Source organism: Sinorhizobium chiapasense (genome assembly GCF_045277575.1).
Lineage (GTDB): Bacteria > Pseudomonadota > Alphaproteobacteria > Rhizobiales > Rhizobiaceae > Ensifer > Ensifer chiapasense_A.
The window spans coordinates 145,080-158,377 of record NZ_CP144205.1 but is presented as its reverse complement, the minus strand read 5'-3'; the positions used below and the strand labels follow the sequence as shown (position 1 = coordinate 158,377).

The window sequence follows — 13,298 nt, the reverse complement described above, 5'->3', positions numbered from 1 at the left end:
CGGCGCGTCTAACGCTCAGTCGTTGACCGAGCCCAACGTCGACGTATTGTCATCCTTCGGACGCTCGCCTTCCGGCTGGGCACCCGTCGCCATGTAATAGATCGTCTCGGCGATATTGGTCGCGTGGTCGCCGATGCGCTCGATGTTCTTGGCGCAGAACAGAAGATGCGTGCAGGGCGTGATGTTGCGCGGATCTTCCATCATGTAGGTCAGCAGCTCGCGGAACAGCGATGTGTAGATCGCATCGATCTCCTCGTCCCGCTCGCGAATGCTGTTGGCCTTTTCCGGCGAACGCGAGGCATAGACGTCGAGCACTTCCTTGAGCTGCACCAGGGCGAGCTCGGCGAGGTGCTCGAGACCGCGGGCGAGCTTGCGCGGGATGCCGGAACCGGCGACCGCGATCACGCGCTTGGCGGTGTTCTTGCCGAGATCGCCGACACGCTCCAGGTCGGAGGCGATGCGGATCGACCCCATGATCTCGCGAAGGTCGGCGGCGACCGGCTGGCGCTTGGCGATCGTGACGATCGCCTTCTCGCCGATTTGGCGCTCGGCATCGTCGAGAATGGTGTCGTCCGAGATCACCTTCTGCGCCAGAGCCAGGTCGGAATTGACCAGGGCGCGAACGGATTCGGCGACCATCTGCTCGGCGAGACCGCCCATTTCCGAGATGCGGCGCGTCAGGTACTTCAGTTCTTCGTCATAGGCGGACATGATATGCATGGACATGATCTCGATCCTTGCGGGCGCTTCCAGTTACTGTTGCAGCCGTAATCGGCCTTAGATCACGATGATTTTGGGTCGGCTCGACCCAAAATCATAAACGTGATCGATCCTAATAAGTTAGAGCGGGATGCGGGCGGAAAACCGCAAGCACTTTTCCTCATCCCGCTCTAGCCGAAGCGGCCCATGATGTAATCCTGGGTGCGCTGGTCATCCGGATTGGTGAACATCTTGTCGGTGTCGTTCTCCTCGACGAGATTGCCGAGGTGGAACATGGCGGTGCGCTGCGAAACGCGGGCGGCCTGCTGCATCGAGTGGGTCACGATGACGATCGTGAAGTTCGTGCGCAGTTCGTGGATGAGCTCCTCGACCTTGGCGGTCGCGATCGGGTCGAGTGCCGAACAGGGTTCGTCCATCAGGATGACTTCCGGGCTGACGGCAACGGCGCGCGCGATGCAAAGGCGCTGCTGCTGGCCACCGGAGAGGCCGGTACCCGGTTCGTGCAGGCGATCCTTCACCTCGTTGAACAGGCCGGCCTTCTGCAGGCTGGTTTCGACGATCTCGTCGAAATCCGCCTTGGTGCGGGCAAGCCCGTGGATGCGCGGACCGTAGGCGACGTTGTCGTAGATCGACTTCGGGAACGGGTTCGGCTTCTGGAAGACCATGCCGACGCGAGCGCGCAGCTCGACCACATCGATGGTCGGATCGTAGATGTCGTCCTCATCGAGCGTGATCTTGCCGGTGACGCGGCAGTTCTCGATGGTGTCGTTCATACGGTTCAGCGTGCGCAGGAAGGTCGACTTGCCGCAACCGGACGGGCCGATCAGAGCCGTTACCGTATTCTCGCGGATGTTGAGGTTGACGTCGAAAAGCGCCCGCTTCTCGCCGTAGTAGACCGACACATCCTTACCGATCATCTTGTAGGGCACAGTGTTCATTTTCTGATCCAAGGCCTTCTCGACTGCTGCTTCTGACATGATGTTCATAGTAATTACCTCACTACCAACGGCGCTCAAAGCGACGTCGCAACAGAATGGCGCCAAGGTTCATGACGACGAGGAAGATGAGAAGAATGATGATCGCGCCGGAGGTGCGCTCGACGAAGGCGCGTTCCGCCTCGTTGGCCCACATGTAGATCTGCACCGGCAGCGCCGTCGACGGCTCCATCGGCGAACCGGGATAGTCGACGACGAAGGCGACCATGCCGATCAACAGCAGCGGCGCGGTTTCGCCAAGCGCGTGAGCAAGACCGATGATCGTACCGGTCAGAATGCCCGGCATCGCCAGCGGCAGAACGTGATGGAAGATGGTCTGCATCTTCGAGGCACCGAGACCGAGTGCCGCCGAGCGGATGGACGGCGGCACCGCCTTCAGGGCCGCGCGGGTGGCGATGATGATCGTCGGCAGCGTCATCAGCGTCAGCACGAAGCCGCCGACGACGGCCGCCGAGCGCGGCATGCCGGCAAAGTTGATGAAGACGGCGAGGCCCAACAGACCGTAGACGATCGACGGAACGGCCGCGAGGTTGTTGATGTTGACCTCGATCAGGTCGGTGAGCCGGTTCTTCGGCGCGAACTCTTCGAGATAGATCGAGGCGGCAACGCCGATCGGCAGCGACAGCACGAGCACGATCAGCATCATGTAGAACGAGCCGAGGGCGGCAACGCCGACGCCCGCCGCTTCAGGACGGCTGGAGGCGCCAAACGTGAAGATGCCGGTGTTGAAGCTCTTTTTCAGGATACCGGCCTCGGCAAGCTGGTTCATCCAGGTGACCTGCTGGTCCTTGACCTTGCGCTTGCTCTCTTCGACCTTGAGGTCGATCTGCCCCTTGTAGGCGGAGTCGATGTTGGCTTCCGCCAGCAGGGTGACCGGAACGGTCTTGCCGATGATGGACGGATCCGCCACGACCATGTCGCGCAGCAGCGTACGGGAGCTCGCAGAGACCATGTCGGTCGCCTGCTTGACCAGCGGTCGCTTGGTCGCATCGATGCCGAGCTGCTTGACGAGCGCCTCGCGCACCAGCAGCGGATAGTTGGCGGTCATCAGCACCTTGCTGTCAGTCGTGCGTTCGCCTTTAGGGTCGATGACCTTTTCGGTGAATTCGATCGGCAGCGTGATCGTCGTCTGCTGGAACGCGGTGTAGCCGTTGGAAATGACGGTCCACAGCAGCAGCGCCAGGAAGAACAGACCGATGCTGATGGCGGCAATGCCGTAGGCGCGGAACCGGCGCTCGGCGGCATAACGGCGCTTGATGCCGATATCACGCTTTGCGGATGCGGGACGGGTGGAAATCCGGACGGTCGGGGAAACGATGTCGGTCATTCGTACTGTTCCCGGTATTTGCGCACGATGTAGAGCGCGTAAATGTTGAGGCCGAGCGTGATGACGAAGAGCGTGATGCCCAGTGCGAAGGCGACCAGCGTCTGCGGCGAGGTGAACTCGAGGTCGCCCGTCAACTGGTTGACGATCTTCACGGTCACCGTCGTCATCGGCTCGAAGGGGTTGAGCTGCATGCGGGCCGCGACGCCGGCTGCCAGCACCACGATCATCGTTTCGCCGACGGCGCGGGACGCGGTCAGAAGCAGCGCGCCGACAATGCCCGGAAGGGCTGCCGGAAGGATGACCTTCTTCACCGTTTCCGAGCGGGTGGCGCCGAGGCCCAGCGACCCGTCACGCAGCGCGCGCGGCACCTGGGTGATGATGTCGTCGGAGAGCGACGACACGAACGGGATCAGCATGATGCCCATGACGATGCCGGCGGTGACCACGCTCTGCGCCTGGATGAAGTTCTGGTAGTTGCCGGTGGCAAGACCGTTCAGCTGCGCCGAGATATCACGCAGGAACGGGCCGACGGTCACCAGTGCGAAGAAACCGTAGACGATGGTCGGGATGCCGGCGAGCACTTCGAGCAGCGGCTTTGCGGTCGAACGCAAGCGCGGGCTTGCATACTCGGCCATATAGATCGCTGCGAAGAGACCGATCGGCACCGCGAACAGCATGGCGACGAAGGCGATGTAGAGCGTGCCTGCGAGAAGCGGGAGAAGGCCGAACTGGCCGGAGGCGCCACCGCTGCCGGCAGCAGCGAAGCGCGGATCCCAAACCGTGCCGAAGAAGAACTCGAACGGCGAGACCATGGTGAAGAAGCGACCGGCTTCCGACAGCATCGAGGCGACGATCCCGACCGTCGTGAGGATGGCGATCGAAGACGCGACGATCAGCGAGCCGAGAATGACCCGTTCGACCTGGTTGCGCGCGCGGAAGCGGGTGGCAATGTTGCGGATGGCGTAGATGCCGCCGGCGATCGCGACCAGCAGAACGGCGGCCGTCATGAACCAGCGATTGGCAACGGTCATCGCGTTGAAATGCTGGGCGACGGTGACCATGTAGGGCTCGCCTTCGCCGGCAAGGGCAACGCCCTTGGATGCGAGCGTCGAGCGAAGATTGGCGCTACCGCTTTCGAGCGCCGAAAGCTGCTCGCCGCTCAAGCGCAGCAGGCCGCCGGCAACGGACTTGACCTGACCGAGCGCGAGCTGAACCGCGGCCGCACCCTGGCTCTGGACAGAGTCCGGCAGGGCGGCGCGCGTGCTTCCGTCGATATAGATGGGTGCCGCAATCAGCCAGGTGGCGAGAACGAGCGCGGCCGGCAGCATCGCCCAGATGGCGACGTAGCTACCGTGATAGCCCGGCAAGGAATGGAGGTTGGAGAGCTTGCCGCCAGACTGCGCCAGCGATCGTGCGCGACCGGCAAAATAGGCAATGAAACCAATAACAACAATTAGCAAAAGAAGGAGCGAAGTACTCATCGGCACGTCTCCCCGGCATCGCCCAACATGAGCCGCCGGCAAATCGAATGAAGGCATGCCCCGGCGCGAAGAAGGTCGCGCCGGGGCTTGTCGTTATCAGAGCATGTTGCCGGCTTCGAAGCCCTTGCGAATTTCTTCGCGCTCGGCGTCCGGAGCAGCAACCAGGCCGTACTCGGCGAGCGGGCTGTCCGGGCCGATCATCTGGTCGTCGATGAAGAACTCAACATATTCCTTGAGGCCCGGGATAACGCCGAGATGTGCCTTCTTGACGTAGAAGAACAACGGACGGGAAACCGGGTACTCGCCGGAAGCGATCGTTTCGGTCGACGGTGCGACGCCGTTGACGGTCGCGACCTTCAGCTTGTCGGCGTTGTTTTCATAGAAGGACAGGCCGAAGACGCCGATGCCGTTCTTGTTGGCGGCGATACGGGCGAGCGTTTCGGTGTAGTCGCCGTCGATGTCGACAGCCATGCCGTCCTTACGGACTGCGACGCACTTGCTGTGCTGCTGCTTTTCATCGGCAACGGCAGCCTTGATGACGTCAACGGCGCCAGCTTCCTTGCAGCCTGCAGCGAGGATCTTCTCTTCGAAGACTTCGCGGGTGCCGTGCTTTTCGCCCGGGATGAAGGCAGCGATATCAACGTCCGGAAGCGCGGAGTTGACTTCCGACCACTTCTTGTAGGGGTTGGCAACGATCTTGCCGTCGACGACGACTTCAGCGGCGAGCGCCTTGTAGAGATCGACCGGCTTCAGGGCGAGGTCGGCATTGCCGGCGTCGGTTGCGAAGACGATGCCGTCATAACCGATCTTGACCTCCTGGATTTCGGTCACGCCAGCGGCCTTGCAGGCCTCGACTTCCTTGTCCTTGATCTTGCGCGAGGAGTTGGCAATGTCGATGGTGTCCGGGCCGACGCCCTTGCAGAACTCCTTCAGGCCGGCGGAGGAGCCGCCGGATTCAACGACCGGGGTCTTGAAGTCGGGGAAGGTCTCGCCGAACGTCTCGGCGACGATCTTGGCGTAAGGAAGAACGGTCGAGGAACCAGCGACCTGAACCTGGTCACGGGCGGCGGCCGCGCCGGCAAATGCGGCAGACGCTACCAGCGCCGCGACAGTGAGTTTAAGAGCTTTCATAAAAGTTCTCCCGGAATGGGCTTGTGTTGGTGTGCGCCAAGCGTTGCAGCGCTCTTCGCCGTCTTATCGGCTGCCCCTAGTTAGCCGCCGATAGCCACACCTTTTATGTCAGTTTGACGAAACATTTATGACAGCTCATGTCATTGAAAATACTAAGAGAAAATGAACGGCCCCGAGTTTCCCCGCGTCAATATGTCAGAAGCGGACCGTAAAAGTCGTACCTTTGCCGATCTCTGAATGGATCAGCAGCCGAGCACGGTGGCGAGTGAGGATGTGCTTGACGATGGCGAGGCCCAATCCGGTGCCCTTTTTCGACCGGCTCGCCTCGACATTGACCCGGTAAAACCGCTCGGTAATGCGCGGTACATGCTCGGCGGGAATGCCGGGCCCGTAGTCCTTCACGATCACTTCCGCCTGGGCGCTTTCTTCGCCGCCTTGCAGGGTTATGTCGACCTTCTTGCCCTCCTGGCCATATTTGCAGGCATTCTCGATCAGGTTCTCGAAGACCTCGATGAGTTCGTCGCGGTCGCCCTGCACGACGACGGGCTTGTCCGGCACCACGAGAGAGACCGTGACATCGAGGTCCTTCGCCAACGGCAGCAGGCTGTCGCGGACATGGCCGAGCAAGGGCGCGAGATCCACCGGATCGTCGGGCGCGATATGCGAGCGCAGTTCCAGTCGCGAAAGTGACAGGAGATCATCGACGAGGCGGCTCATGCGCGTGACCTGCTCGTGCATGATGCCGAAAAATTTCTCCTGCGCCTTCAGGTCGTTGCGCGCCGGGCCCTGCAGGGTCTCGATGAAGCCGCGCAGCGATGCCAGCGGCGTGCGCAACTCATGGCTGGCATTGGCGACGAAGTCCGAACGCATGCGGTCGATGCGGCGTGCCTGCGAGATATCGCGGTAGGTCAACAGGAATATCCGCCTGCCCGCCCCATCGCCGGGAACCTCGGCCGGTGCAACGCGGACGATGTAGACGGCATCCGATTGCAAGCGTTCGGTATGTTCGATCTGGTTGGCCTTGCCGGTCGCCATCGTCTCGCGGACCATGTCGAGAATGCCCGGCGAGCGCACCCGTGCGGCCAGATAGGTGTTTGGCGGTATGGTGCCAAAGGCCTTTTCCGCGGCGATGTTCTGGAAGACCACCGTCTCGTCGGCGGCCACGACCAGCACCGGCATGTCGAGCGCATTCAGCGCCGGCGCCAGCGGATCGCTGGTTGGGCCGGCCGCAACCACAGCCTTGGCGGGGCTCAAGATCACCGAAGCCGGCGCGCTGCGGTTCAGCAAAGCTGCAACCAGAACGATCCAAAAAGGCAAAACGATGAGAAAGTGGATGCCGGCGATGGTCGCAAGGATTGCCAGCAGCAGAGTAAGGCTCAGCAGCCAGCGCTCTGCCTTCAGCCGCGGAACCAGGTCCCGCCAGAACGCTTTCGAACCGTCCACCGCGACATCCTCATGAATCACTTTCTCTTCCTCCCGGACCAAAATGACCGAGGAATAGCGATCCTTCATGACATGATTTTCACGACCGGCTTGAATCCGCAATGCAATTGTGGCCTCCTCCAAGGAAATCGAGCCCTGGGCACCGCGTCTTTTCCGCACTGCCCGGAGCTCCGAGAGTTTGAAAACGCGCATGATCCCGCCGATGATCGAAGCCGGTTTTCGGAGCCGTGCGCCAGGCCGGAGGGGCGAGCAGATGGCGTTAGCGGAGACGACGGAAAAGGCGGAAAGCCGCGCGGTGGAGCTGCAGATCGGTGGCAAGAGCCGCATCTTCGACATCGACAATCCCGAGTTGCCGAAATGGATCGACGACGAAGCCTTCTCCTCCGACGACTATCCCTACAAGAAGAAGCTCGACGAGGAAGAATATCTGGCGACGCTGGAGAAACTCCAGATCGAACTCGTCAAGGTTCAGCTCTGGCAGCAGAAGACCGGAAAACGCATCATGGCGCTGTTCGAGGGCCGCGATGCTGCCGGCAAGGGCGGCGCGATCCATGCGACGATGGGCAACTTGAACCCACGCTGGGCCCGTATCGTCGCGCTGACGAAGCCGACAGAGACCGAACACGGGCAATGGTATTTCCAGCGCTATGTCGCGACCATGCCGACGGCAGGCGAATTCGTGCTGTTCGACCGTTCCTGGTACAACCGCGCCGGCGTCGAGCCGGTCATGGGCTTCTGCACGCCCGAGCAGCACAAGCAGTTCCTGAAGCAGGTGCCGCGCTTCGAGAAGATGATCGTGCATGAGGATATCCAGTTCTTCAAATTCTGGATCAACATCGGCCGCGAGATGCAGCTCAAGCGCTTCCACGATCGCCGCCACGATCCGCTGAAGATCTGGAAGCTCTCACCGATGGACATCGCCGCCCTCAACAAATGGGACGACTACACGGCAAAGCGTGACGAGATGCTGAAGGCAACGCACACCGACCACGCACCCTGGACCGTGGTGCGCGGCAACGACAAGCGGCGCGCGCGCCTCAATCTCATCCGCCATATCCTTTGTGCGCTCGACTATGACAGCAAGGACAAGGGCGCGATCGGCGAGGTCGACGACAAGATCGTCGGATCCGGCCCGGGCTTTCTGAAGTAGCGCTCAAACATCAGTGACCGGACGCTACGCCCGGACGGGCAGCCAGCGCGGTCGCCGACCGGCGCCCCAGCGGTTCGAAGGCCTTGGGCCTTCGAACCGGGAAGCTTACTGGCCCGGAAGTACGCGAATGGCGTAAAGGTTGAGGCTCTTGCCTTCGCCGCTGATATCGCTGTTTATGACGATCCGGCCGGCGGAATTCGGCGCAAGGCTGCGATCGAAGGTGATCTTGAACAGCATGTCGAGCCGCTCGTCATGCACCGTGAAGCGATGACGGCCGCATTCGCCGAGCGAGGAGAAATTGCACTCGACGGCAAATTCGGTCGTCTTGCCCGGCTCAGCCTGCACTGTCAGCGCCATGGTCGAGGTTTTACCGGAAAGCTGCGCCAGGACTGCCGCCGGGATCTCGATGGTGATGTCGCCTTCCGTTTCGGCAGAAGAAGAGGTGAGTTGGATGCGCTTGCCGCCATCGTCATCCACAGGCTCTGCCTTGGCGCGTGAGCCAGGTGTGACTGCGCCGGCGCTTGTCGGCGCGAAGACCTCCACCCAATCGCCGGTGAAGCCCTGCTGAGCGCCGAGCGTTTGCAGACCCGCCGCCCCGTCGAAATTTTCCGATGCCACCGACGCCGGCGGATTGGCGACATTGGTGTCGCGTTCGGCCGCGGATTTCAGGAGGTCATTGGTCTGCACCCACCAGATTGCGGCGCCCGCGGCGGCGGCGAGGGTGACGACGACCATGGTGAAGGACAGGAAGCGGCTGCGCTTGCGGCGCCGCTTTCGATCGGTATCGCCGCGAACCTCAGGCGCGGCTGCGGTCGCCTCGGTGCCCTTTGCCATTGTATCTGCAGCCGTACGCGTCGAGACGACCGGGCCGTCGCGCTCGGCGCGAAGTCCACCGAGACCAACATCTGCCGCCGTGGAACGGGGCGCATCGGCAGCAAAGCCCGGCTCGCGGCGATCCGCCTGAGGAGACTGTGGTTGGGTTTGAGACCGGGATTGCGGCTCGGCACGCGCCTGCTCCGGTCCGCGTGCGCGGACATTTTCGTCGGCGCTGACGGAGGGAGGCATGGCTGCGGGAGGAGTGGCAGCGGGAGGCACCGGCGGCCGCGCCCGCAAGGCCGCCCGCTCCTCCGTTTCGATCGCATGGATCACCGCCTCCAGCCGATGGCGCTGCTGGGTGATGACGTTGACGTCGTCAATTCCCTGCTTCTGCAATCCGGCTTCCAGCGCCTGACGGGCCGACTGGTAGATGCGGGCACGTGTTTCCGCGCTGGCGCGGTCGGAGCGCTCCAGCGCGTTTCTGATTGCAGTCTCAAGTCCGCTCACATCAAATCCTCTGTGTAGGCAGGGCTTTGGGCCTGCCGGCGCACTCTCGCCGATCGGCCCTCGAACTGTCCCCAAGGGCCCAACGGTTAAATCTGGAGGCACGCCGTTGGTTTTGTTAACAATTGCGTAACCGCTGCTTTCGGAATCCGCAAGTCCGGCGGCCAAGTCGACCGGCCAAGCCCGGGGAAAACGCGACAACTTCGCGGGCGCTCTCAAGGATAGGCCCGCGTCGCCAGCGCGAAAACCACCTCTTTGCAAGTGACGAACTTGCTGCTATCTATTTTGACGTTTACGCAAACGTCAAAATTTTGATGCGCCAATCGAGGGATGGAGAAACCGATGCCGCTTCCGCCAATTCTTTCCGGAACGACAAGACTGCCTGTCGTTGGCGCCCCTCTGTTCATCATCTCGAATCCGCAGTTGACGATAGCGCAATGCAGGGCCGGCGTGATCGGGGCCTTCCCGGCACTCAACGCGCGCCCGCAATCGCAACTCGACGAATGGCTCGCCGAGATCACCGAGACGCTCGCCGATCACGACGCCAGGAACCCGACGCGGCGCGCAGCACCCTTCGCCGTCAACCAGATCGTACACAAGTCCAACGCGCGGCTCGAGCAGGACCTGATGCTCTGCATCAAATACAAGGTTCCCGTCGTGATCTCCTCGCTCGGCGCCGTGCCCGAGGTCAACGCCGCCATCCATTCCTATGGCGGCATCGTGCTGCATGACGTCATCAACAACCGCCACGCCAATTCGGCGATCCGCAAGGGCGCCGACGGCCTGATCGCGGTTGCCGCCGGTGCCGGCGGTCATGCCGGCACGCTTTCGCCGTTTGCGCTCGTCCAGGAAATCCGCTCCTGGTTCGACGGGCCGCTGCTCCTCTCGGGCGCGATCGCCACCGGCGGCGCCATCCTGGCGGCGCAGGCGATGGGCGCCGACATGGCCTATATCGGCTCGCCGTTCATCGCGACGGAAGAGGCGCGCGCCACCGACGCCTACAAGCAGATGATCGTCGACAGCAACGCCGCCGACATCGTGTATTCCAATTATTTCACCGGCATTCACGGCAACTACCTGAAGCCGTCGATCGCCGCTGCCGGCATGGATCCGGACAATCTGCCGGAGGCGGACCCGTCGAAGATGGACTTCGGCGCCGCGACCGAAGGGGCCAAGGCCTGGAAGGACATCTGGGGCTGCGGCCAGGGCATCGGCGCAATCAAGGAAGTGACCTCCGTCACCCGTCTCGTCGATCGGCTCGAGCGCGAATACGATGCGGCACGCACGCGCCTTGGCGTGAACGCCATGCCCGTCGCGGCCACCAACAAGGAATTTTCAAGTTCTCGAAACTGATGGCTTGAAATCTTGGCGCTTTGCGTTTATCAGCGCCTCACATTCGTTCCGCGGTCTGCCGCGGAACCGCCTCCGGGCCGCTTTAGCTCAGTCGGTAGAGCACATCATTCGTAATGATGGGGTCACGTGTTCGAGTCACGTAAGCGGCACCATTCTTCTCAAGTGCTTAGCCCCATGTCCCGGAAGTCCGTGTCTCGAGGCCGGTGGGTACACAGCCCTCACCAACTCGCGTTAGATCGGCGGCGACGTTCATCAGGGCACATCACCGCCTGGAAGAACGCATAGCGCCCCATAGCGGCCTTGTGAGCGTCTATGAGAGTCTGGAGGGGCGATAGGTCGTCCATCGCCCATTCCCCCCTATGCCTTGTGCAACGCGGCGTATTCGTCGTCCTTGCCGATCCTGATCGCGGCATAGCCGAGGCTCCGATCTGAGTAAATTTCAATCACGCCTACATTGTTGATATACGGTCCCTCTCGCCTGCTGACCACGGATGTACTGGCAGCGGCGGGAGGAGATCACGAAAGGTCGGGTTCAGCCCGGCTTTTTTGTTGCCTTATTTTACCATTGACTAAAACGTGCGCTATGCGACCCTAAGGCCTCACGGTTGTGGGGGGAATCGATGAAGGTTTATAGGATGCGGTACACGCCGATGGGGGCTTTTGGTGCGTGGGCCTTCGCTCTGCCCCCAGTTGCGGCACACTTCCTTTTCGAGGCTGATATGGAGAAGATTGTAAGCCAAATGAGTTTTGGCCGTATGCATCAACTCTCCACTCTGCCGTATACGTTGCTGATGCTCGTCTCGATGCTGGGATTGTGCATGATGCTAGTCGGTCGCGAGACATTCGATGTCGACGATGAAGACCGCTAAGATTGTTTGCGGATTGCTCGCTCCGACGTCGCTGCCTGGTTGCAGCTTCTTTGATTCAGAAATCGTGACGGTTTGTGAAGAGAATTGGCCGCAACCGTCGCATTCTTTACCTCTTGCGTGAGAGGGAGGATCGAATGCATTCGAAATGGTTGCGTCGCATGGCAGTATTCGCGGCCGGCATTGGCATCGCGTTCGGCTATGGTTTTGTCTGGCCCAGCGTGACTGAGGCCATGTTCTGGGCCAAGCCGCATTCGATTACCGAAACCGTCAAGTGGTTCATGGATCGCGAGGGAATACCCGGCGCGGTCGTCGCATTCGGTAAAGCAGGAGAGAATCCGCGGCTGCTTAGCTTTGGCGTAGCTGATCGTGCGACCGGGCGTCCAATGCAAAACAACATGACGTTTCAAATAGCCAGCATCTCAAAACTCATCACTGCAGAAGCAGCACTGACGTTGATAGATGACGGCCAACTGAGACTTGACGATACGCTCCAAAGCATCTTCCCAATCGTCGCCAAGGCCGAAGATCCTCGGTTCAGCAACATCACGGTTCGCCACCTGCTGCAACATACTTCCGGCTTAGGGTGGAGCCAGCATATCGACCTGGTCACGGGCGGCGACAAGGAAACATTCGCGCCGGCCGAGGCCTGTTTACCGGTTGTTCTTGAGCGTCTAAATCGCCCCTTGGATAGCGACCCCGGCGAGCGAGCGGAATATACCGACTTCGGCCCCTGCTGGCTTGGCCTGATCGTCGCCAAGATCAGTGGGATGACTTACGAACGGTTTGTCCAAACGCGCGTCCTGACACGCCTGGGCCTCAAGAGAACGGGCCTCATTAGCGAAGCACCCGCGGAGGTCCGTCATCACGTTGTCGGCATGGACGCGGCCAGGACGCATTTCAACCCATCTGCCGGCTGGACGTCGACAGCCGAAGACCTCTACCGTTTCGCGTCGCGCACCATCCGTGATACCGAGATTGCCACTCCTGTACCAGGCGAGTTTGCTGAACAGTCCTTCGGCCTCGGATGGTGGATATGGCAGCGCGGAACCGAGACCGATATTGCCCATACAGGAGCGCTAAACGGAACACGGGCAGTGGTCGCTCGGTCATCAGACGGAATCGTGATTGTCGCACTCTTCAACGGACGCGAAAGAGCCCGCGATTTGAGCCGTTTCGTTCGCATCCAGCACAGTCTCATCGACGCAGCCCGACGCGCCTATGAGCGCGCCTACAAAAGAGGCAAATCCGGCTGGGCGCCTCGCAAGCTTATAACATCAGTCGACTACGGCGACGTGCGAATGCACAGCGCTGCAATCGCTCGGTTCATGCTGGCACTCGTCTGAATATCCACTGTACCTGCGGAAGTAGCCGCCAGATGTCCGGCGATCATGGGATGCGAGGTAAATCATCGATCCGATAGACCGCCATACCGTGTCGATCGCGACCACTCGCCCAAGAGACTGCTCCGCTGGTGCCGGTCGGCACCTCAGCGAGCCGAGCTTCGGCGCA

11 protein-coding genes and 1 tRNA gene are annotated in these 13,298 nt (G+C 61.3%); 5 read left to right on the top strand and 7 right to left on the bottom strand.

From position 1 onward, the window contains the following. Positions 1-15 precede the first annotated feature (15 nt). The 6 genes from phoU to phoR form a co-directional block, all read right to left on the bottom strand. A complete protein-coding gene (gene phoU, locus QM996_RS00725; protein ID WP_223727869.1) occupies positions 16-729 on the bottom strand; it encodes a phosphate signaling complex protein PhoU in 714 nt (237 codons plus the stop codon). Positions 730-890: 161 nt separating this feature from the next. Next, entirely contained in the window at positions 891-1,706 is an 816-nt protein-coding gene (pstB, locus tag QM996_RS00720) for a phosphate ABC transporter ATP-binding protein PstB (protein WP_104662739.1), read from the bottom strand. 13 nt (positions 1,707-1,719) lie between these two features. Next, a complete protein-coding gene (gene pstA / locus QM996_RS00715; RefSeq protein WP_500268871.1) occupies positions 1,720-3,042 on the bottom strand; it encodes a PstA family ABC transporter permease in 1,323 nt (440 codons plus the stop codon). Beyond that, the gene (gene pstC, locus QM996_RS00710) at positions 3,039-4,523 is read right to left on the bottom strand and encodes a PstC family ABC transporter permease (protein WP_500268870.1); all 1,485 of its coding nucleotides are present in this window, start codon (positions 4,521-4,523) and stop codon (positions 3,039-3,041) included. The genes pstA and pstC overlap by 4 nt, the downstream gene beginning before the upstream one ends. A 96-nt stretch (positions 4,524-4,619) precedes the next feature. Further along, the gene (locus QM996_RS00705) at positions 4,620-5,654 is read right to left on the bottom strand and encodes a type 2 periplasmic-binding domain-containing protein (RefSeq protein ID WP_500268869.1); all 1,035 of its coding nucleotides are present in this window, start codon (positions 5,652-5,654) and stop codon (positions 4,620-4,622) included. A gap of 195 nt (positions 5,655-5,849) precedes the next feature. Continuing rightward, positions 5,850-7,166, bottom strand: coding sequence for a phosphate regulon sensor histidine kinase PhoR (phoR, locus tag QM996_RS00700; RefSeq protein ID WP_500268868.1), 1,317 nt, complete (start codon positions 7,164-7,166; stop codon positions 5,850-5,852). A 184-nt stretch (positions 7,167-7,350) separates the two neighbouring features. Here phoR and ppk2 point away from each other — a divergent pair, with 184 nt between their 5' ends. Continuing rightward, positions 7,351-8,247, top strand: coding sequence for a polyphosphate kinase 2 family protein (ppk2, locus tag QM996_RS00695; protein WP_500268867.1), 897 nt, complete (start codon positions 7,351-7,353; stop codon positions 8,245-8,247). Positions 8,248-8,352: 105 nt separating this feature from the next. Here the strand turns inward: ppk2 and QM996_RS00690 are convergent, their stop codons facing one another. Continuing rightward, entirely contained in the window at positions 8,353-9,570 is a 1,218-nt protein-coding gene (locus QM996_RS00690) for a biotin transporter BioY (RefSeq protein ID WP_500268866.1), read from the bottom strand. A 339-nt stretch (positions 9,571-9,909) separates the two neighbouring features. Here QM996_RS00690 and QM996_RS00685 point away from each other — a divergent pair, with 339 nt between their 5' ends. The 4 genes from QM996_RS00685 to QM996_RS00670 all read left to right on the top strand — a co-directional run bounded on the left by QM996_RS00685 (position 9,910) and on the right by QM996_RS00670 (position 13,132). Further along, a complete protein-coding gene (locus tag QM996_RS00685; protein WP_500268865.1) occupies positions 9,910-10,920 on the top strand; it encodes an NAD(P)H-dependent flavin oxidoreductase in 1,011 nt (336 codons plus the stop codon). 76 nt (positions 10,921-10,996) lie between these two features. Further along, positions 10,997-11,072: transfer RNA gene (locus QM996_RS00680), tRNA-Thr, on the top strand. 468 nt (positions 11,073-11,540) lie between these two features. Then, positions 11,541-11,789, top strand: coding sequence for a hypothetical protein (locus QM996_RS00675; protein ID WP_500268864.1), 249 nt, complete (start codon positions 11,541-11,543; stop codon positions 11,787-11,789). A gap of 134 nt (positions 11,790-11,923) precedes the next feature. After that, the gene (locus QM996_RS00670; RefSeq protein WP_500268863.1) at positions 11,924-13,132 is read left to right on the top strand and encodes a serine hydrolase domain-containing protein; all 1,209 of its coding nucleotides are present in this window, start codon (positions 11,924-11,926) and stop codon (positions 13,130-13,132) included. Positions 13,133-13,298 lie beyond the last annotated feature (166 nt).